The 17,330-nt window shown below is 64.8% G+C and carries 19 protein-coding genes, 1 tRNA gene and 1 pseudogene; 11 read left to right on the top strand and 10 right to left on the bottom strand.

The window, feature by feature from the left end:
- Positions 1 to 9: 9 nt before the first annotated feature.
- Both ACZYZ4_RS03200 and ACZYZ4_RS03195 read right to left on the bottom strand, forming a co-directional pair.
- The gene (locus ACZYZ4_RS03200) at positions 10 to 1,176 is read right to left on the bottom strand and encodes a site-2 protease family protein (RefSeq protein WP_463858135.1); all 1,167 of its coding nucleotides are present in this window, start codon (positions 1,174 to 1,176) and stop codon (positions 10 to 12) included.
- Positions 1,173 to 1,910 (bottom strand): HAD family hydrolase, encoded by a 738-nt coding sequence (locus ACZYZ4_RS03195; protein WP_463858133.1) that lies wholly within the window; start codon positions 1,908 to 1,910, stop codon positions 1,173 to 1,175. The genes ACZYZ4_RS03200 and ACZYZ4_RS03195 overlap by 4 nt, the downstream gene beginning before the upstream one ends.
- Positions 1,911 to 2,060: 150 nt before the next feature.
- Between ACZYZ4_RS03195 and ACZYZ4_RS03190 the strand changes: the two genes are divergently transcribed.
- Positions 2,061 to 2,966 (top strand): PAC2 family protein, encoded by a 906-nt coding sequence (locus ACZYZ4_RS03190; protein ID WP_463858131.1) that lies wholly within the window; start codon positions 2,061 to 2,063, stop codon positions 2,964 to 2,966.
- On the opposite strand, the gene mshC is transcribed toward ACZYZ4_RS03190, so the two are convergent.
- On the bottom strand, positions 2,963 to 4,240 hold the full coding sequence (mshC, locus tag ACZYZ4_RS03185) for a cysteine--1-D-myo-inosityl 2-amino-2-deoxy-alpha-D-glucopyranoside ligase (RefSeq protein WP_463858129.1): 1,278 nt from the start codon (positions 4,238 to 4,240) through the stop codon (positions 2,963 to 2,965). The genes ACZYZ4_RS03190 and mshC overlap by 4 nt on opposite strands.
- Before the next feature lie 15 nt (positions 4,241 to 4,255).
- Positions 4,256 to 5,089 carry an undecaprenyl-diphosphate phosphatase gene (locus tag ACZYZ4_RS03180; RefSeq protein ID WP_463858127.1) on the bottom strand — a complete coding sequence of 278 codons (834 nt, stop codon included), beginning with the start codon at positions 5,087 to 5,089 and terminating at the stop codon, positions 4,256 to 4,258.
- Positions 5,090 to 5,139: 50 nt separating this feature from the next.
- Here ACZYZ4_RS03180 and ACZYZ4_RS03175 point away from each other — a divergent pair, with 50 nt between their 5' ends.
- On the top strand, positions 5,140 to 6,075 hold the full coding sequence (locus tag ACZYZ4_RS03175; RefSeq protein ID WP_463858125.1) for an aldo/keto reductase: 936 nt from the start codon (positions 5,140 to 5,142) through the stop codon (positions 6,073 to 6,075).
- Positions 6,076 to 6,131: 56 nt separating this feature from the next.
- Here the strand turns inward: ACZYZ4_RS03175 and ACZYZ4_RS03170 are convergent, their stop codons facing one another.
- A complete protein-coding gene (locus ACZYZ4_RS03170) occupies positions 6,132 to 6,398 on the bottom strand; it encodes a hypothetical protein (protein WP_463858123.1) in 267 nt (88 codons plus the stop codon).
- Positions 6,399 to 6,437: 39 nt separating this feature from the next.
- On the opposite strand from ACZYZ4_RS03170, the gene ACZYZ4_RS03165 reads away from it, so the two are divergent.
- Positions 6,438 to 6,671, top strand: coding sequence for a DUF5703 family protein (locus ACZYZ4_RS03165; protein ID WP_056339951.1), 234 nt, complete (start codon positions 6,438 to 6,440; stop codon positions 6,669 to 6,671).
- A 23-nt stretch (positions 6,672 to 6,694) separates the two neighbouring features.
- Here the strand turns inward: ACZYZ4_RS03165 and ACZYZ4_RS03160 are convergent, their stop codons facing one another.
- Both ACZYZ4_RS03160 and ACZYZ4_RS03155 read right to left on the bottom strand, forming a co-directional pair.
- Positions 6,695 to 7,855: an acyl-CoA dehydrogenase family protein gene (locus ACZYZ4_RS03160; RefSeq protein WP_463858121.1), complete on the bottom strand. Its 1,161-nt coding sequence runs from the start codon at positions 7,853 to 7,855 to the stop codon at positions 6,695 to 6,697.
- Positions 7,856 to 7,867: 12 nt separating this feature from the next.
- The gene (locus ACZYZ4_RS03155) at positions 7,868 to 9,172 is read right to left on the bottom strand and encodes a M20/M25/M40 family metallo-hydrolase (protein WP_463858119.1); all 1,305 of its coding nucleotides are present in this window, start codon (positions 9,170 to 9,172) and stop codon (positions 7,868 to 7,870) included.
- Between the two features lie 173 nt (positions 9,173 to 9,345).
- Between ACZYZ4_RS03155 and ACZYZ4_RS03150 the strand changes: the two genes are divergently transcribed.
- The 4 genes from ACZYZ4_RS03150 to ACZYZ4_RS03135 all read left to right on the top strand — a co-directional run bounded on the left by ACZYZ4_RS03150 (position 9,346) and on the right by ACZYZ4_RS03135 (position 10,627).
- A tRNA-Leu gene (locus tag ACZYZ4_RS03150) sits at positions 9,346 to 9,428 on the top strand.
- 75 nt (positions 9,429 to 9,503) lie between these two features.
- Entirely contained in the window at positions 9,504 to 9,866 is a 363-nt protein-coding gene (locus ACZYZ4_RS03145) for a hypothetical protein (protein ID WP_463858117.1), read from the top strand.
- Positions 9,867 to 9,926: 60 nt separating this feature from the next.
- Positions 9,927 to 10,118 carry a hypothetical protein gene (locus tag ACZYZ4_RS03140; protein ID WP_463858115.1) on the top strand — a complete coding sequence of 64 codons (192 nt, stop codon included), beginning with the start codon at positions 9,927 to 9,929 and terminating at the stop codon, positions 10,116 to 10,118.
- 206 nt (positions 10,119 to 10,324) lie between these two features.
- Complete coding sequence (locus tag ACZYZ4_RS03135) at positions 10,325 to 10,627, top strand: DUF4193 domain-containing protein (protein WP_056339942.1); 303 nt, start codon at positions 10,325 to 10,327, stop codon at positions 10,625 to 10,627.
- Between the two features lie 111 nt (positions 10,628 to 10,738).
- Here ACZYZ4_RS03135 and ACZYZ4_RS03130 read toward each other — a convergent pair whose 3' ends face one another.
- Positions 10,739 to 11,203: a GatB/YqeY domain-containing protein gene (locus tag ACZYZ4_RS03130; RefSeq protein WP_463858112.1), complete on the bottom strand. Its 465-nt coding sequence runs from the start codon at positions 11,201 to 11,203 to the stop codon at positions 10,739 to 10,741.
- A 118-nt stretch (positions 11,204 to 11,321) separates the two neighbouring features.
- On the opposite strand from ACZYZ4_RS03130, the gene ACZYZ4_RS03125 reads away from it, so the two are divergent.
- The 4 genes and pseudogenes from ACZYZ4_RS03125 to ACZYZ4_RS03110 all read left to right on the top strand — a co-directional run bounded on the left by ACZYZ4_RS03125 (position 11,322) and on the right by ACZYZ4_RS03110 (position 15,076).
- Positions 11,322 to 12,065 carry a M50 family metallopeptidase gene (locus tag ACZYZ4_RS03125; RefSeq protein WP_463858110.1) on the top strand — a complete coding sequence of 248 codons (744 nt, stop codon included), beginning with the start codon at positions 11,322 to 11,324 and terminating at the stop codon, positions 12,063 to 12,065.
- 107 nt (positions 12,066 to 12,172) lie between these two features.
- Positions 12,173 to 12,803 (top strand): annotated as a pseudogene (locus tag ACZYZ4_RS03120) (glutathione S-transferase family protein).
- A 17-nt stretch (positions 12,804 to 12,820) separates the two neighbouring features.
- Complete coding sequence (locus tag ACZYZ4_RS03115) at positions 12,821 to 13,930, top strand: serine hydrolase domain-containing protein (protein WP_463858108.1); 1,110 nt, start codon at positions 12,821 to 12,823, stop codon at positions 13,928 to 13,930.
- A gap of 93 nt (positions 13,931 to 14,023) precedes the next feature.
- Entirely contained in the window at positions 14,024 to 15,076 is a 1,053-nt protein-coding gene (locus ACZYZ4_RS03110; protein ID WP_463858619.1) for an FUSC family protein, read from the top strand.
- Here the strand turns inward: ACZYZ4_RS03110 and ACZYZ4_RS03105 are convergent.
- Positions 15,073 to 15,984: a MaoC family dehydratase gene (locus ACZYZ4_RS03105; protein WP_463858106.1), complete on the bottom strand. Its 912-nt coding sequence runs from the start codon at positions 15,982 to 15,984 to the stop codon at positions 15,073 to 15,075. The genes ACZYZ4_RS03110 and ACZYZ4_RS03105 overlap by 4 nt on opposite strands.
- Positions 15,981 to 17,321 (bottom strand): 3-oxoacyl-ACP reductase, encoded by a 1,341-nt coding sequence (locus tag ACZYZ4_RS03100; RefSeq protein ID WP_463858104.1) that lies wholly within the window; start codon positions 17,319 to 17,321, stop codon positions 15,981 to 15,983. Before ACZYZ4_RS03100 ends, ACZYZ4_RS03105 begins: the two co-directional genes overlap by 4 nt.
- Between the last annotated feature and the right edge of the window lie 9 nt (positions 17,322 to 17,330).

The following is a 17,330-nucleotide window of genomic DNA, read 5'->3' as shown; positions in this document are numbered from 1 at the left end:
CACGTAACTCTACCGGCTTTGACCCTGTGGATGCCTATTTGACCGGTCAGCCTTGCCGGTGATGGCAGCCAGCACCACGTGCTGCGCAAGCAGGCCGGTGACGGTTCCATGATGGTCCACCACTGCATATTCGTGACCGTCAAGCTGGGAAAGGTACTGGATCAGCTCCTGCCCCTGGGACGACTCAGGCACGTAGGCTCCCGCCGCAAGGGCATAGGACACTGCCGTGGCCGGCGTGGAGCCGGCGGCGTAGTCAGGAACCGCGGCGAGGGCTCCGGCGTCCACAACACCCTGCGGGCGTCCCTCCGGCCCGCAGACCACGACAGCCCGTGAGCCGTCCGGTGAGAGCCTGCGGATGTCCGCCACGGTGGCCGTGGTTGGAATTCCGACGGCGGGAGCCGCCAAGGCGGCGGCGCTTACCAGGTGCATCCTTCCGCGCAGTGTGCCCTGCTGGATTGACGCGCTGGCACCCATCCAGAGGAAGCCGCCGACGAGGATGGTGATCATCAGGAGGCTGAAATCCGGTGTCTCACCGGCCAGCAGTGGCCGGGCAATGAACCAGAAGCCCAGCGCCACCACAATGACGCGGCCGGCCCAGCCGGCGGCAACGGTGCCTTTGGCCTGGCTGCCGGTTGCTTTCCATACGGCCGACTCAACGATCCTGCCGCCGTCCAGCGGGAGTCCGGGCAGGACATTGAAGATGCCGATGACGAAGTTGGCCCACATAAAGATGTTCGTGAGGATCCCGGCCACGGTGCCCATGCTGGTGGTGGAGAGGACCACCCAGGCCCCCCCGGCGAGGACCAGGTTGGCCGCCGGCCCTGCCAGGGCCACAATGACCGAGCGCGCGGGCGTCGCCGTGAAATTCTCAAACTGGGTGTGGCCGCCCCAGAGATTCAGCACGATCTTCTGCGTGGGCCAGCCGTAGATCTTGGCCGTGAGGGCGTGCGCCAGTTCGTGGACCAGGACGGAGATCAGGAGCAGCAAGGCGTACGCGAATGCCATGTAATACGCGGAGATGCCCAGCGCCGGATTCTGCTCCAACAACAGGGGCCCGTAGACAATGACGGTAAAGGCGGCAATCACAAACCACGAGTACGCCAGAATGACCGGGATTCCGGCGACCCGGCCGAGTGGTATTCCTTCGCGGCGGGCGGGGGCCGGCGCGGAACTCATGACGGGCTCCCCGTCACGGGCACGGCAGGTCCAGTCGCCGCGGCGGCCAGGCTGCCCGCTGCGATGGCCTCCAGCTCGGCAACGGTGCGGCCGGCCAGGGATTCCCAGATGGTGTGCCTGGGATCTTCGGGGATCGGGACAATGTGCGGGATGGCCACAGTGGCGACGCCGGACGCCACAGCCGAGGCCACTCCTGGTGCCGAATCCTCCAGGGCGACGCAGTGTTCTACGGTCAGATCCGGGTCCGCCGCCTGAAGCAGCTCCACTGCCTTCAAGTACGCTTCCGGGTGCGGCTTGCCCTGGGCGACGGTGTCCCCCGTGACCAGGAATTCGAAGTAGGGCTTGGGCAGGCTTTCCACGATTTCCCGGGCCAACGGCTCCTCTGACATGGTCACCAGCGCACACCGCACACCGGCGTGGTGCAGGTCATCCAGCAGTTCCCTCGCCCCGGGACGCCAGGGAACAGCGCGCTGGACGCTCCTGATGACCTCAGCGGTCAGGGTGTCGATGATCTCCCGGCGCTCCAGCCGGACGCCGGCCGCTTGCAGGATTCCGGCCGAATATGTCAGTGACTGTCCCACGAGCTGCATGGCCTGCCCGTGTGACCAGGAGCCGCCATGGGCTTCCACGAGGGCGCGCTCCGCGGCAATCCAATAGCGTTCCGTGTCCACAATGGTGCCATCCATATCCCAAAGAACGGCTCTGAGCGGGGATTCGGTGGGTGAGGATTGCATGGTTTCAGTCTACGGGGCGCACCTGAACGCAAACCGTGGGATACGCCCTCGGCGAATATCAGCATTGCCTTCGGGCGCCCGCGTGCCCCGGCGCACTTTTTGGCTCTTCATTCAATGCGTCGCGCCGGTTCTTGGACGTAGGGTGATGAGATGAATAGCTTCGACGGAGACACCACGGAACCGGGTGCCGCACCTGAACCGGAGCAGTTCCTGCTGCCAGTGGCGGACGGGGAGCGCATCACTGTCATGCTGGCCGCTTTTGAAGGCTGGAACGATGCCGGCGAAGCCGCGAGTGACTCGTTGCACTATCTGAACAGGGTCTGGGGCGGCAAGAAGGTCGCGTCCATTGACGCCGACGAGTACTACGATTTCCAGTTCACTCGTCCTACGGTCCGCAGGAACGCCTCGGGGGAACGCAAGATCAAGTGGCCATCTACGCGGATCTACAAGGCCAGTGCGCCGGATTCGAATGTGGACGTCATTTTCGTCCAGGGCATCGAGCCGTCCTACAAGTGGCGGGCCTATACGGCGGAGCTGCTGGTCCACGCGGAAGCGCTGAAGGTGGACTACGTGGTCCTGGTGGGGGCACTTCTGGCAGACGTTCCGCACAGCAGGCCGATTCCGGTCAGCACATCCTCGGACGACGCCGTGTTGCGGGAGCGCCTCAACCTTGAAGCCTCCCAGTATGAAGGTCCCGTCGGCATCGTCGGTGTACTGTCCGAAGTGTCCCTCCTGGCAGGCCTTCCCACTGTTTCCCTCTGGGCCGCAGTCCCGCATTACGTGGCACAGGCCCCGTCACCCAAGGCACAGCTGGCTCTCCTGCACCGGGTGGAGGAGCTGATCCAGGTCCCGCTGGACACCCACGAACTGGCCGAAGAGGCCGCCGCGTGGGAGCGCGGCGTCGATGAGCTGGCTACCGAGGACCCGGAGATCGCCGCGTACGTCCGGCAGCTGGAAGAGGCAAAGGACACCGCCGACCTCCCGGAGGCGAGTGGGGAATCCATCGCGCGGGAGTTTGAGCGCTACCTCAAGCGTCGGGGCCGGGACAAGCCCTAAAGCACGACGCCGAGCAGGGCGTCCAGCGCGTCACTGACCAGCGCCTGATCATGCTGGCAGCCCGCTGCCGCGGCGGGGTGCGACGTGGCGGCCCAGCGGTCAACAGCTTCCAGGGCGGCTGGTGCGTTCAGGTCAGCTGCAAGGGCGGACCGCATTTCTGCGATCAGGCCCGACGCTGATCCTTCGGGCGCGGTGGCGAGTGCGTGGCGCCACGCAGCCAGCCGGTCCTTCGCGGCCGCAAACCCGTCCGCGGTCCAGGACCAGTCTGAACGGTAATGGTGGGCCAGGATGGCCAAGCGGATGGCTGCCGGGTCTTCTCCCGCGGCCCGCAGTTTGGACACCAGGACCAGGTTGCCCTTGGACTTGCTCATTTTTTCGCCGTCCAGGCCCACCATGCCGGCGTGGGCATAGTGCTGGGCCAGCGGCACTTCGGCGAGGGAATATGCGTGACCGGCGCCCATCTCATGGTGGGGGAAGATGAGGTCTGAGCCGCCGCCCTGGACAGTGAAGGGAGCGGGCAGGTACCGCTGGGCGATGACCGTGCACTCGATGTGCCAGCCAGGCCTGCCCTGGCCCAACTCGCCGCCCGGCCAACTGGGCTCGCCGTCGCGGGCAACCCGCCAGAGCAGGGGGTCCAGCGCCTGCCGCTTGCCGGCCCGGCCTGGGTCGCCGCCGCGTTCGGCGAACAGTTCAAGCATTTCGGCTTCACCGAGGCGGGAGATGGAGCCCAGGGTCCAGGCGTCAGGGGCGACCGTCTGCTTTCCGGCAGCTTCGACGTCGTAGTAGACGTCGCCGTCGGGCTCCCCTGCCGTTCCCGGCACACGGTAGGCCAGACCCACGCGGACCAGCCGTTCGATGGCCGGAACAATGATGTCAACTGACTCGACGGCACCCACGTAGTGGTCCGGCGAGAGGACGTTCAGGGCCTCCATGTCGGTCCGGAAGAGTTCAATCTGGCTCGCGGCGAGGTCCCGCCAGTCCACACCTGTGGCAGTCGCGCGCTCCAGCAGGGGGTCGTCGACGTCGGTGACGTTCTGGACGTAGGAAACCTGCTGGCCGGCGTCACGCCAGGCCCTGTTCAAGAGGTCAAACGCCACGTAGCTGGCCGCATGGCCCATGTGGGTCGCGTCATAGGGGGTGATCCCGCAGACATACATGGATTGCTCTCCCCCGGCCCGGAGCGTGACCTCACTGCCTTTGGCGGTGTCGAACAGCCGGATGGCAGGCATGGCGCCGGGCAGCGCAGGGACAGGGCGGGAGGTCCAGGATTTCACAGCCTAAGCCTACGGCTAGGCGCTGATGACATTGAAACCGAGCAAAAGGTACAGGGCCAGGCCAAGGAAGATCCGGTACCAGACGAAGAGCCGGTAGCTTCGGGTGGAAATGAACTTGAGGAACCAGCCGATGATTACGTAACCCACCACGAGGGCGATCACTGTGGCCAGCGCAGTCTCCGGAAGGCCGTAGGGGCCGGTGATGCCATCCTTGGAGACCACTTTGTACAGCTGGTAAAGGCCGCTGCCGAACACCGCCGGGATAGCCAGGAGGAACGAATACCGCGCGGCGGCTTCGCGAGTGTAGCCCATCAGGAGACCCGCGGTGATGGTGCCGCCGGATCGCGACACGCCGGGAATAAGAGCTAGGGCCTGGGCGAAACCGTACAAAATACCGTGTTTGTAGGTGAGCTGGGTGAGGTCCCGGTCCTGCTTACCGACGGCGTCGGCCACTGCCAGAACGAGTCCAAAGACGATCAACATGGTGGCGACGAGCCACAGGCTCCTCAGGACCGACTCAATCTGGTCCTGGAACAGCAAACCCAGCACGATGATGGGGAGGCTGCCCAGGATCACCAGCCAGCCCATGCGGGCATCCGGGTCCTGCCGGGAGACCTTTCCGGTCAGCGATCCCGCCCACGCCCTGACGATCCGCACGATGTCGCGCCAGAAATAGATCACCACCGCCGTTTCGGTACCAAGCTGCGTGATGGCGGTAAACGCGGCCCCGGGATCGGATGCGTTGGGCAGGAACTGCCCCACAATCCGCAGGTGCGCGCTAGATGAAATCGGTAGAAATTCGGTCAGTCCCTGCACTAGGCCCAGCAGGGCCGCCTCAAACCAGTTCACGCTAAGACCCTACGTCATGGTCCCTGTTGATTCCCCGTAAGCTTGCAGCTATGCAGCAGCGTTACGTCGGCAACAGTGGATTGCGAGTCTCTGCCCTTTCCCTCGGCACCATGTCCTGGTCCGGCGATACCGACGAACAGGACGCCTCGGAGATACTGCGGACATTCGTCGATGGTGGCGGAAAACTTATAGATACCGCGGCGTCATACGCCGACGGCCGCGCAGAGGCGATGATCGGGTCCCTCCTGGGTGACGTAGTCTCCCGCACTGAAGTCTGCATTTCCACCAAAGCGGGGATGTCGACGTGGGACGGCCGTCGCACGGTGGACACGTCGCGTAATGCGATGCTCTCTGGCCTGGACGCCAGCCTGGCGAGGCTGGGGACCGACTACGTGGATATCTGGTTTGCCCAGGCATGGGACGGCAGCGTCCCGCTGGAGGAGACCCTGTCCGCGCTTGAATTCGCACTCCGGAGCGGCCGCGCCCGCTATGCGGGCGTCTCCAACTTCAACGGGTGGCAAAGCGCCAAGGCAGCCGCGGTGGCCGGGTTTCCGCTCGTAGCCGCGCAGGCTGAATATTCACTGCTGCAGCGAAAGGCGGAAGCGGAACTGGTTCCCGCCGTCGCAGATGCCGGCCTGGGGCTGATGGCCTGGGCGCCGCTGGGACGCGGTGTCCTGACCGGCAAGTACCGCGGCGCCATCCCCGCCGACTCCCGGGCGGCAAGAACAGACTCCGCACCCTACGTAGAGCCGTACATGGCGGCGCAGCCGTCGAGCGTTGTTGAAGCCGTGGCGATGGCTGCCAAGGGCTTAGGCCGGACACCGCTGGATGTTTCGCTGAGCTGGCTGTTGTCGCAGCATGGCGTGGCCACGGCCATCATCGGGCCGAGGACTCCTGTCCAGGCGAAAGAAATCATGGCAGCCCAACTGACCAGGCTGCCGCCCGAAATTGCCCGCGCGCTCGAGGACGTTTCCCTGCCCGGCTGACACGCCGTTCATGGCTGCTGCGTTACGGCTTTCCCCGCGTTGGTGGCGTGGACTGCTCAGTCCTGGACGATTTCCAGGTCCTCGTCATCGTCGATCCTGGCTTCATCGTCCTCATCTTCTTCATCATCGAAGACCTGAAGGGGTGTAACTTCGCTGTAAGCCTCGTAGAGTGCGTCTTCATAAACCTCGAACGCATCCGCGACCGCAAAAAAAGCCGCTTCCACGGCAGGATCGCCATCGCCACGCCGGTTGGATGCTGCTATAAGGTGTTCTTCCAAGGCGGTTGTCAAGGACTGAAGCGCGACACGCGGATCGATGCTCATGACTTCACGTTAGCCGGAAAAGGACGAAAATGGAGAGCAATGAAGGAACATTTTCTCACCAGCTCGGTCCAGCGGGAACGGGACATTCTGAGGCAGTACGAGTACCTCGTTCTGACGGTCAGCCCTGACGATTCACTGCCCGACGCCAGGCGCCGGCTCGTGGAGCACTCCGAGTACGGCAAGTGGGAGTTGGAACGCAGCAAGCTGTATCTGGGCGGCGGCAGGCGCTTCTGGCTCCGCCGCCGGGTGATGCAGGTCCAGAGGACCGTGTAGGGATTCACCGGCCAGCGGCCAGTTCAGGCCTCCAACGGACCCAGCCACGCGTTCGCCACGGTGTTGTGCGCCGACTCATCGTCTGACGGGTGGAACATCCCCGCCAGCACGTCCCGGTACAGGCGTTCAAGTTCGGACCCACGGAAGTAGCTGGACCCGCCGCTCACCCTGATGGCCAAGTCCACAACGCGGCGGGCCGTTTCAGTTGCATTGACCTTCAGCCCCACAAGTTTGGGAAACCACTGCGGCCCGTGCTCAACGAGCGCATCGACATCGCGGGTTACGGTCAGCAGCTGGGGGTAGAGGTTATCCATGGCCATGGCGGCTTCCGCGATCTTCCAGCGGATGTCCGGATCCTGTGCATAGCTTCGGCCGGCATTCTTGAACGACGTCCGGCGCTTGACAGCCTCAACACCCAGGTTCAGGGCACGCTCGCCGATGCCGGTGTACACGGCGGCCAGCAACGACTCGAAGCAGGCGAAGATGGCGAAAATGAGCGGATCGGCGTTGGGTCCCACCGGGAGTTTGCGGAAGACCCGGTCCGGGCGGACCTCGACGCCGTCCAGGACGGTGGTGTTTGACAGGCTGGCCCGCATGCCCAGGGTGTTCCAGTCGTCCAGGATGGTGTAGCCCGCGGCCTCCCGGGTGATGAACCCGTGCACCAGCTCCCCTTCGCCTCCCCTGGCCTGGGCGTCCTTGCCGAAGATTCCCAGCCGGGTCCAGGCAGGCGAAAGGCTGGTGAAGATCTTGGTACCCGTGAAGCTGTAGGCTCCACCCGGCAGGTGGACGGCTTCCGTTTTTGAGTCAAAAAGGACCGAATCGTTGCCGGCTTCGGAATTGCCGAAGGCAAAGATCTCGCCGTGGGCAGCATCCTGCAAGACGAAGTCAAGGGAATGGTCGCCCCTTGCGGCCAAGACGTGGGCGACGCCGGTCCAGACCAGATGCATGTTGATGGCCAAGGCGGTGGCCGGGGCGGCCGTTGCCAGCCGCCGCTGGCACTGCGCTGCCGCCTCGAGCCCAAGCCCCACGCCGCCGTCGGACGCCGGCACAAAGAGCTTGAGGTAGCCGGCGGCCGTCAGCTCCTCAAGGTCTTCAAAGAAGAAGCTGTTGTCCCGGTCATAGCCCGCAGCACGGCCGCGGATGGCCTCGAGCAAGGGCTCCGGCAGGACTTCCTCGGGAGTCATGTCCGGGCCGGCTCAGTAGTTCGTGAGGAGCGTGTTGAGCACCCGGGCGCCGAACTTCAGCGAGTCCACCGGGACCCGCTCGTCCACGCCGTGGAACATCCCGGTGAAATCGAGATCGTCGGGCAACTGGAGGGGAGCGAAGCCGTAGCCAGTGATACCCAGCCGGCTCAGTGATTTGTTGTCCGTTCCGCCGGAGAGCGTATAGGGAAGTACTCTCGCCCCAGGGTCCTCGGTGTGCAGGGCGTCAATCATGGAATCCACCAGGTTCCCTGCGAACGGGACCTCGAGCGAGACGTCGCTGTGCACGTAGCTGACTTCGACACCGGAACCGGCAAGCTCCCGCACGACCTCCAGGACGTGGTCCTGCTGGCCCGGGAGCGTCCGGCAGTCCACCAGGGCCTCAGAGGATTCCGGAATGACGTTGTGCTTGTAGCCGCCCTTAAGCAGCGTGGGGTTGGTGGTGTTCTGCAGGGTTGCCCCCACAAAGCGCGCCACGGTGCCGAGCTGGTCCAGCAGGCGGTCCGGATTGTCGGGATCGAATTCCACCCCTGTGAGTTCGGTCACGCCGTCCAGGAACTGCCGCGTGGTGGGCGTCAGCTCAATCGGCCACTTGTACTCGCCAATCCGGGTTACCGCGGCAGCCAGCCGGGTGACGGCGTTGTCCGTGTTGATCTGGGAGCCATGGCCTGCCCGGCCGTGCGCGACCAGGCGGAGCCAGGAGATGCCCTTCTCGGCCGTTTGCAGAAGGTACGTGCGCTGCCCGCCGATGGTTGCCGAGAACCCGCCCACTTCCGAGATGGCTTCTGTTGCGCCTTCGAAGAGCTCGGGCCGCTTGTCGACGGCGTAGCGGGCGCCGTATTCACCGCCGGCTTCCTCGTCGGCGAAGAAGGCAAAGATAATGTCGCGCTTGGGCTTCCGCCCGGATCTGGCCAAATCCCGCATCACAGCAAGGATCATGGCGTCCATATCCTTCATGTCCACGGCTCCGCGGCCCCAGATGAGTCCGTCCTTGACTTCGGCACCAAATGGATCCACCGACCACTGTTCACGCAGTGCGGGAACAACATCAAGGTGCCCGTGCACCACCAACGCGCTCGCGGACGGATCTTCACCAGCCATCCGGGTGACAACACTTGCCCGGCCGGGCGCCGACTCGAAGATCTCGGCAGAGAGGCCCACTTCCTCGATCAGCCCGGCTGTGTATTCGGCGGCCACCCGCTCCCCCGGCCCCGAACCGTCACCGTAGTTCGAGGTATCTATCCGGATGAGTTCCTGGCAGATTTGGACAACTTCGTCCTCGGCACGGATGTTAGACATAGAAACTCCTTGGGCAGTGGGAAGGCTGCAAAACAACCTGCGTTCTCGTGTGCCTTCACCCTACCCATCCGCCCCGATTCCATGTTTCCGGAAAGTTCGTGTTAGAGTTTTTCTCGCTGCTTCGGAGAAAAGCGAAACGCTGAAAGGCGTGAACGTTGTCCGAATTACCACCTGCGCGGGTGGCGGAATGGCAGACGCGCTAGCTTGAGGTGCTAGTCCTCGAAAGGGGGTGGGGGTTCAAGTCCCCCTCCGCGCACATATGGGAAAACCCCCTGAAATCCACGGATTTCAGGGGGTTTTTCTGTTTCCCTCCACGGCCTAAGCTGGAGCCGTGAATCCAACCCCGCTGCCTGGCCCCCTTGATGTCGTCGTCCACTCCGGGCCGGCCGACTGGTGGGTGATCCTTGCCGGGCTTGGACCCTTGGCTGTCCTGATTGCGGCCCTGCTGGCCTTCTACATCAACTGGCGCACCCTGGCCCAGCGCACGTCGGCCGATAAGACAGCGCTGGACCAGAAGTGCGCAGCCGACGAGCAGGCGCTGCGGCAGAAGACCGAGGCGGACAGCCGGGCGGAATGGTGGCGCCGCACCCAGTGGGCCCTGGACCGCGCCTTGGCTGAAGATGAAGGAACCAAGGCCCTGGGTCTTGCGACCCTAAACGTCCTGGCAGGCAGTGAGCTGGCCAGTACCGAGTAACTTGAACTGTTCGACGCGGCTTGGGAGTACGTGCCTGCCGGGGAAAGTGGAGACTGGACGGTGAGCGCAGGCACCTCTGAACACCAGCAGGTCCAAACACCCCCGAACGCCGCCTCGACGCCCGACAGGAAGGTCACCCCTGCCGAGCACCGTGTTGAGGTGGCTGCCGCCAGGCTGCGCGTGACGCTCGATGAGCGCCTGGGGCGGGCTACCCCGCCGCAGACCAAAACGTTGGCAAAGAAACGCATCTGAGCCTTAACTGGCAGCGGCCGTGCGCTGGCCTTTTCAATCCCGAGGCACCAGGGTGCCCAATGTCACCCGACGCCGATCCCAGCTGGTGTCCGCAGGGAAATATAGGCGCCGGAGAGAAATATTCTTGCCAAGCTATTGGGGAATACCCGCCGGATGCTGTACGTTGCATACGCGACAGACGAACCAAAGAAAAGAGATACCCCTAAGTGGCAACCGATTACGACGAACTTCGCTCCGACGTCAAGGAGTCGCAGGACAACTCACTCGAGGCACTGCAGTCCGCCAATGCACCGGACGCCCGCAGTGTCGTCCTTGAGCTCGATGAGGCCGACGGGCTGGATGGCGCCGGCGTTCCCGGGGGCGAATTCGTTGCCGAGGAATTGGTCGTGCAGGTTATCCCGCAGGCTGAGGACGAGTTCACGTGCTACTCCTGCTTCCTGGTCCGGCACCGCTCCCAGATTGCGCGCCAGAAAGACGGACACAGCTACTGCACTGACTGCGAAGGCTGAATCAAGAACTCCGGAAGTATTCCGTGGCGGGCCGGTTCCGCCAACAGGAAGTTAAGGCACGCCCACGTTCAGTAGGCGTGCCTTTCCTGTTAGCGGGCTCAAGCTGACGGCTCAGGCGAGACGGCTGCGGACGATCTCGCTGACCGCCTTACCATCGAAGCGTCCGGCGACCTTGGCCGTGACAGGTTTCATCACGGCACCCAACTGACGCATGCCGGGCTCCACGCCTTCACTCCTCAGCCCGGCGATGGTCTCGTCAACAATCGCCTCGACTTCAGCGGCTGCCAACGGCTGCGGCAGGTAGGCTTCAACAATCTCCGCCTCGGCGATCTCAGCCGACGCCCGCTCGGGTTCGCCGGCGTCCGTGTAGATCCTTGCGGTGTCACGTCGCTTTGCAGCCTCTTTCTGCAACAACGAGGTCACCTGGGCGTCGTCCAGGACAATGGGCGTCTTTCCCGACTTCTCCCGTGTTTCGATCTCGCCCAGGACATTGCGCACCGTTGTCAGGGCGGTTTTGTTCCGCTCCTTCATATGCACCACAACATCAGCGTGCAGGCGTTCCTTCAAAGTGGTCACGGCATTCCTCGATTCGTTGAGCGCCCCAAGCCGGCAGGGCAGCAGGACAGCGGTGAACCATCCCTCTAGTACCGTAGAGGGCTATGGCTGACAATCACTACTCCCGGCCCGGCGGGGAATGACCTTGATTCCCGAGCAATTGTGGCAACGGATCATTGAAGCCTTCAGCCGTGCCGCCATCCCCCAGGTCACAGTGGCCGAACTGGTGCTGGTGCTGGCGCTGGCAACGGCACTGTCCATCCCCCGGGCCACCTGGAAGTACTTTGGACTCCTGGCCACCGCCACACACGAATTGGGCCATGCCTTCGCCGCCGTCATGAGCGGCCAACGACTGGGCGGGATCCGGCTCCGGTTGGACCACTCAGGCACAACCACCAGTTACAGCCGTGGCCCGGCTGCCGCCGTCTGGTCGGGATTCTGGGGCTATCCTGTTCCTGCCCTGACCGGCGCCGCCCTGGTCACCTCCGGTTTTGCCGGCTGGGGTCCGGCCGCCTTGGCCGCGGGAACCCTTATCCTCCTGGCTTCGCTCGTGTTCATCAGGAACTTCGCGGGGCTGCTGATCACCGGCCTTGCCGTCGCCGGGGGCGGGTTGCTGGTCCTCGTTGTGCCGAGCAACTTCACTGGCCACGTTGCAATCGTTCTTGGCTTGGCCCTCCTGGTGGCCGCCGTCCGGGACCTCGCGAAGCTCACCAATGTACACCTGCGGCGCCGTGACAGGCTGGCCAGTTCCGACGCTTATCTGCTGTACCGCGCAACGTCTATACCCTCCGGCGTCTGGATCGCGCTCTTTGTCGCCGTTATTGCCGGGTCCTGGCTGGTCGCTTGGCAGCCCATCTCGGCAATCCTGGCCGCCGGAGCCTAGGCGGGTCCGTATGAGCCAGGAATCTTCGAGCGGGCCGCAGGCCAGGACCGCCACCGTAGCCGACAGCACGTAACACCCGCACCGAACACCGCGCCCGGGGCGCTTATGTGACCGGCGGCGCGGAGTTCAACCCGGACACGAACTACATCGAGGACCGGATCACCCACGACGACCGCCCCTTGCGTCAATGGCGAGCCGGCATGACAGGTGGAGACCGGCCGGTACCGGCTGATTCCGGCGACGGCATGTCCGGGGGCGAACCGGACCGTGATTGTGCGGAGGGTCCTCGGGCTCGAGGACGCCATCTCCCTGGGTCAACCCGGCCCTGCACACGATAAACGGTCCTGGACCCTTGACCTGGATCCGGGTGGGCTGGACACCGTCCTCGGCATGGAGCGCATCAAGAGTGCCCATTTCCGGCGCTTCCCGGATTACCTCCGCGGCATCACGGTGCCGGCCCTATGGGGCTACACGCGGGACCTGTCCCAGACTCCCGGATTCGGCGACACAATCGACTCTGTGCAGATCAAGCAGCACTATGGCATCGTCCATGAGGACATCAATCCCACCGGGATGGTGCCGCGAGGTCCAGATCTGGCCGGCCGGTTGCAGCCCCAGGGCAGGGAATTGCTGGCCGGCCGGCCATTCGGTGAGGACACCCCACCGGGACCGGTGCGCCCTGACGAAGAAGTTTCCCTTGGACACGGAGCGTCAGCACCGCAGGAAAGCGCTTTCTAACGGGTTAGGCTCGGCCCATGCAGAAATCTCATGGCTTTGCAGCGCCCGGCTACGAGGGCGTTTTGGATCTGTTTGACGCCCTCCTCGCCGCCGACCCTCAATACAGCGCCCAACTGGCCGCCTACCGGGACGGCGTGAAGGTACTGGACCTGTTTGGCGGGCCCCACATCACAGGCGACTCCATCACCGGGGCGTATTCAGTCTCCAAAGGCGTGGCGGCCCTCGTGATTTCCGTGCTCGTCCAGGACGGGCTGCTTGACCTTGACCGGACGGTGGCGCACTACTGGCCCGAGTTCGGTGTCCACGGCAAGGACAGGTTGCTGGTGCGTGAAGCCCTGTCCCATCAGGCTGGCCTGGTGGGCGTCGAAGGTGGGTTCGCCTTGGACGAATTCACCACTTCCCGGGCCGCGGCACGGCTGGCCGGGGAGCGGCCGGCATGGCGTCCCGGCAGTTGCTTCGGCTACCACGCCCTCACCATCGGCATCATCATGGAGGAACTCTGCCGGCGGGTTGCGGGAACCAGCCTGCAGAGCCTCTACGACCACCGCATCCGCACGGCCTACGGCATCGACTTCTTCCTGGGACTGCCGGAGAAGTCGGAACCGCGCTACCGTGACGTCCTCTACGACGTCGAGCCCCTGCAGCCATGGCTGGATCCACTGAGCCTGGACGGGCTTAACAGCAACGCGGCGCTCAGCTCAATCATGGAACTTCCCAATCAGCGGACCGTGCGCGCCACCGGGATGAGTGCCGCCGGCGGTGTGGGTACGGCGGAGGGCCTGGCCAGGCTCTACGCCGCGGCCCTGACAGGCGTGTACGGCAGCGCCCCCTTGTTGACCCCTGAGACAGTCAGCGTGATGTCCCAGGAGCAGGTATGGGGCCTGGACCGTATGTCCGGACTGGACAACGCCTTTGCCGTGGTCTTTATGAAGCCGCACCCGGCGAGGAATTTCGGCAGCCACCGCGCCTTCGGCCACGAAGGAGCAAACGCTGCGCTGGGGTTCGCCGATCCCGCGTACGGACTCGGCTTCGGATACATCCCGCAGCGGGCGGAGGTCGGACGCACGCAGGGCAAAGCGCATCGGCTGGCTGCGGAGGTACGGCGGGCGGCGTCGGTTTTGTCGTAGCCAGCGGCTGCACTTAGTGTGGGGCGGATGGGTGACACTCAACCGCAGCCGCAGCGCCGGGCCGCTGCTGGATCCCGCCTCCTGAGAAATTCGGTGGCCGGTCTCTCGTCGGCATTCACGGTACAGCGCCTGCAGTTGGCGGCGAAGGCAGCCTTAGCCGCCGGCCTCGCTTTTGCTATTGCCCCCCTGATGCCAGGATCCGCTGCCGAGTATCCGTACTACGCGCCGCTCGGGGCACTGGTGTCGATGTACAACAACGTGGCCGGATCCATCCGGCAGGGTTTCCAGGCGCTGGTGGGCCTTGCCCTCGGTATTGGGCTCGCCTTTGCGCTGGTCAGCGTCGGTGATCCGTCACCGCTGACTGTAGCGGTCGTTATGGGAATCGGTGTGCTGCTCGGCGGCCTCCCCCGAATTGGCTCCGGCAGCGATTGGATTCCGACGGCGGCGCTGCTGGTTCTTCTCGTGGGCGGAAGCAACCGGGACGACTTTTCCTTTGGCTACCTCATCCAGATGGGCGTCGGCGTCGCGGTGGGCATCGCCGTCAACGTCCTGGTGTTTCCTCCCCTCCACTTCAACGCGGCAGCCACCAGTCTGGGCAAACTCCGGCTGGCCCTCGGGCGGCAACTGACTGACATGGGAGCGGCCCTGACTGAAAAGTGGCCTCCCGAGCATGAGGACTGGTCCCGCCGGTCGACCGAGCTGGCCGAAGCGGCCAGCACGGTCCGGCATCTTGTCCAGGAGGCTGACGCGAGCCGCCGCGCCAATCCGCGCCGCCGGTTCCATCCTCGCGATGTGGATCTCGACTACCGCAACCTTCGTGATCTGGAGCGGGTGACGTTCCACATCCAGGACATGACAGAGGTCCTGTCGGATGTCATCTGGACAGACGACGCACCGTACACGGTGCCTTTCAAAGACAGTTCACCGCTGGCAGCGGCCATGACCGCCACCGGTGAACTCCTGGCCTCGTTCGACGGCGGGGATGAAGCAGACCAGCGCCGGCTCTTCGCCGCCGCGAAGTCAGCGGTGGAGGCCGGCATGGCAGCGGTTGCGGAGCGGGCACCGGGAGATTCGAGCGTGACAGCGTCCGAGTCCATTCTGCTGAGCCTGCACCGCGTTCTCCGGGCCGTGCGGCCGGCGTCCTAGAGCGGTCCCACGGAGCCGCGGAAGTGCCGGCGACCCGAGCGGTGATTCCACGCCACAAATTCGGACCCCTGCCACCCTTCGCCAGGCGCCTGCCCGGTGGTGATATCCAGCGCAACGCGGGCCGGCAGGAACACCGGCGCCTCGAACGTGACATCCCACGTGAACGTTTCGCCCTTGGCCGGCCCGACATCCGCAAGGGCCCTCGAGGCAAGATACATCCCATGCGCGATAGAGCGTCGCATGCCCAGGGCCTTGGCAGAAAGCACGCTCAGGTGGATCGGGTTGAAGTCACCTGAAACGGCCGCATACGCGCGGCCCGTATCGACCCCCAAATGCCAAATCGCTGTGGGGTCCGGAGGCGTGAATTCCGTCTGGCCGTTGTGCGGGGTCAGCTTATCGATGCCGGGGAGGAATACGCCCTTGGCCAGGTAAGAGGAACGTCCCGTCCATTTGATGTCCGGCGTACCGGCGCCACGGATCTCGGCAACCACGTCAAGTTGTGTGCCGGCCCGGTGCCCCTGGAGGTTCTCGACCCTGGCCTGGATGTCCAGGGCTTCAGTGAAGAGCACCGGCGACCGCTGCTCCACATGGTTGCTGAGGTGGATCATGCCCAGGAGCGGCAGCGGGAAATCGTCGCGGTTCATCACACTCATGGCCAGCGGGAATGCCAGCGCGTGCAGGTAGCCGGCCGGCAGGGTGTCCCTGGCGGTCAGCCCAATGAGGTGCTGGTACGCGGTGAGGTTGCCGACGTCGGCCGTTACCCCGCGCACTTCGTGGCCGGTGGCCGGAAGGCTGGATCCGTTGTGGGTGCCCAGCACGCGGCGCCGCGCCGCCTGCCCGGCGGCATTGACGTACAGCTTAGACAGGGACGGCATCTCCCCCAGGATGACCGGCTGGACCGTACTCATGCCCCCACCAGGTTCTGTCCGCAAACCCTAAGCACGTCGCCGTTGATGCCCCCGGCGGCGTCACTCGCCAGGAAGGCAATGGCCTCCGCGACGTCGGACGGTTGGCCGCCCTGCTGCAGGGAGTTCAGCCGCCGTCCCACCTCGCGGACGGCTAACGGGATCCGTGCCGTCATGTCTGTTTCGATAAAGCCGGGCGCCACTGCGTTGATGGTCCCGCCGTTCGCCGCCAGAAGGGGCGCAGAAGCGCGCACCATACCCATCACGCCTCCCTTAGACGCCGCGTAGTTGGTCTGGCCGCGGTTGCCCGCTATGCCGCTGGTGGACGCAACCGAAACAATCCGTGGTGAATTCCGGAAGTGCTTAGAGGCCAGGAATGTTTCGTTGATTCTGAGCTGGGCGGCGATGTTGATGTTCAGGACTGAACTCCAGCGGCCGTGGTCCATATTGGCGAGCAGCTTGTCCCGGGTAATCCCGGCGTTGTGGATGACGATGTCCAGGCGGCCGTGGCGCTGCACAGCGTGGTCGATCATCCGCTGGCCGGCATCTGCGCTGCTGATATCCAGTTGAAGCGCCGTGCCGCGGACTTCGTTGGCAACAGCAGTCAAATGGTCCCCGGCCGCCGGGATGTCAACGAGGACCAGGGTGGCCCCGTCCCGGTGGAGGGTCCGGGCAATGGCCGCACCGATGCCGCGGGCGGCGCCGGTCACCACGGCAACCTTGCCGGCGAGCGGCTTCTCGAAGTCAACGGGCAGGTGGCCATCGCCGGAGGTGACAGTGAGGAACTGGCCGTCCACAAATGCCGACCGGCCGGACAGGAAGAACCGCAGGGCGGCAAGGGCGCTGGGGCTTGTGCTCTGGACCCCCTCGGCCAGGAGGATGCCGTTCGCTGTTGCGCCGGCGCGGAGTTCCTTGGCCAGGGACCGCAGGAAGCCGTCCACGCCTTGCCGGGCAGCCGCCTGTGCAGGGGACGCGGTTTCGGCGGCTGGCCGGGAGATGGTGATGACGCGGGCGCTCGGTCCGAGATCACGCAAGGAGGACGCCGCGGACAGCACAGGCTTTTCAAGGTCCTCGGGCCGGGACAGCTCATCCAGGACCAGAATGATCGCGCCAAGCTTTTCGCGGGGCACAGCGTGGCGCCGGACGTCCAGGTCCCAGGAGAGCAGTGTGGCGGCCAGTTCGTCGGCTCCGGCGGTGTTGCCCTGGACCAGGACGGGACCGGTGGCCAGGGGCTGGCCCGGCTGGTAGCGGCGAAGCAGCGCAGGCTGGGGCAGGCCCAGCCGCTTGGCAATGTTCCTGCCCAGGCCCTGGTTGACCAGGGTGGTGTATTTGTCCGTCATCCGGTGCCC

The organism is Pseudarthrobacter adonitolis, assembly GCF_055412845.1.
The sequence above is the reverse complement of the archived record's forward strand: the minus strand, read 5'-3'. Positions and strand labels throughout refer to the sequence as shown.

What these genes read in the sequence shown, in the direction of transcription:
- ACZYZ4_RS03200 (WP_463858135.1), bottom strand. Translation starts at nt 1,176, where the DNA reads ATGAGTTCCGCGCCGGCCCCCGCCCGCCGCGAAGGAATACCACTCGGC.
- ACZYZ4_RS03195 (WP_463858133.1), bottom strand. Translation starts at nt 1,910, where the DNA reads ATGCAATCCTCACCCACCGAATCCCCGCTCAGAGCCGTTCTTTGGGAT.
- ACZYZ4_RS03190 (WP_463858131.1), top strand. Translation starts at nt 2,061, where the DNA reads ATGAATAGCTTCGACGGAGACACCACGGAACCGGGTGCCGCACCTGAA.
- ACZYZ4_RS03175 (WP_463858125.1), top strand. Translation starts at nt 5,140, where the DNA reads ATGCAGCAGCGTTACGTCGGCAACAGTGGATTGCGAGTCTCTGCCCTT.
- ACZYZ4_RS03170 (WP_463858123.1), bottom strand. Translation starts at nt 6,398, where the DNA reads ATGAGCATCGATCCGCGTGTCGCGCTTCAGTCCTTGACAACCGCCTTG.
- ACZYZ4_RS03165 (WP_056339951.1), top strand. Translation starts at nt 6,438, where the DNA reads ATGAAGGAACATTTTCTCACCAGCTCGGTCCAGCGGGAACGGGACATT.
- ACZYZ4_RS03160 (WP_463858121.1), bottom strand. Translation starts at nt 7,855, where the DNA reads ATGACTCCCGAGGAAGTCCTGCCGGAGCCCTTGCTCGAGGCCATCCGC.
- ACZYZ4_RS03155 (WP_463858119.1), bottom strand. Translation starts at nt 9,172, where the DNA reads ATGTCTAACATCCGTGCCGAGGACGAAGTTGTCCAAATCTGCCAGGAA.
- ACZYZ4_RS03125 (WP_463858110.1), top strand. Translation starts at nt 11,322, where the DNA reads ATGACCTTGATTCCCGAGCAATTGTGGCAACGGATCATTGAAGCCTTC.
- ACZYZ4_RS03115 (WP_463858108.1), top strand. Translation starts at nt 12,821, where the DNA reads ATGCAGAAATCTCATGGCTTTGCAGCGCCCGGCTACGAGGGCGTTTTG.
- ACZYZ4_RS03105 (WP_463858106.1), bottom strand. Translation starts at nt 15,984, where the DNA reads ATGAGTACGGTCCAGCCGGTCATCCTGGGGGAGATGCCGTCCCTGTCT.
- ACZYZ4_RS03100 (WP_463858104.1), bottom strand. Translation starts at nt 17,321, where the DNA reads ATGACGGACAAATACACCACCCTGGTCAACCAGGGCCTGGGCAGGAAC.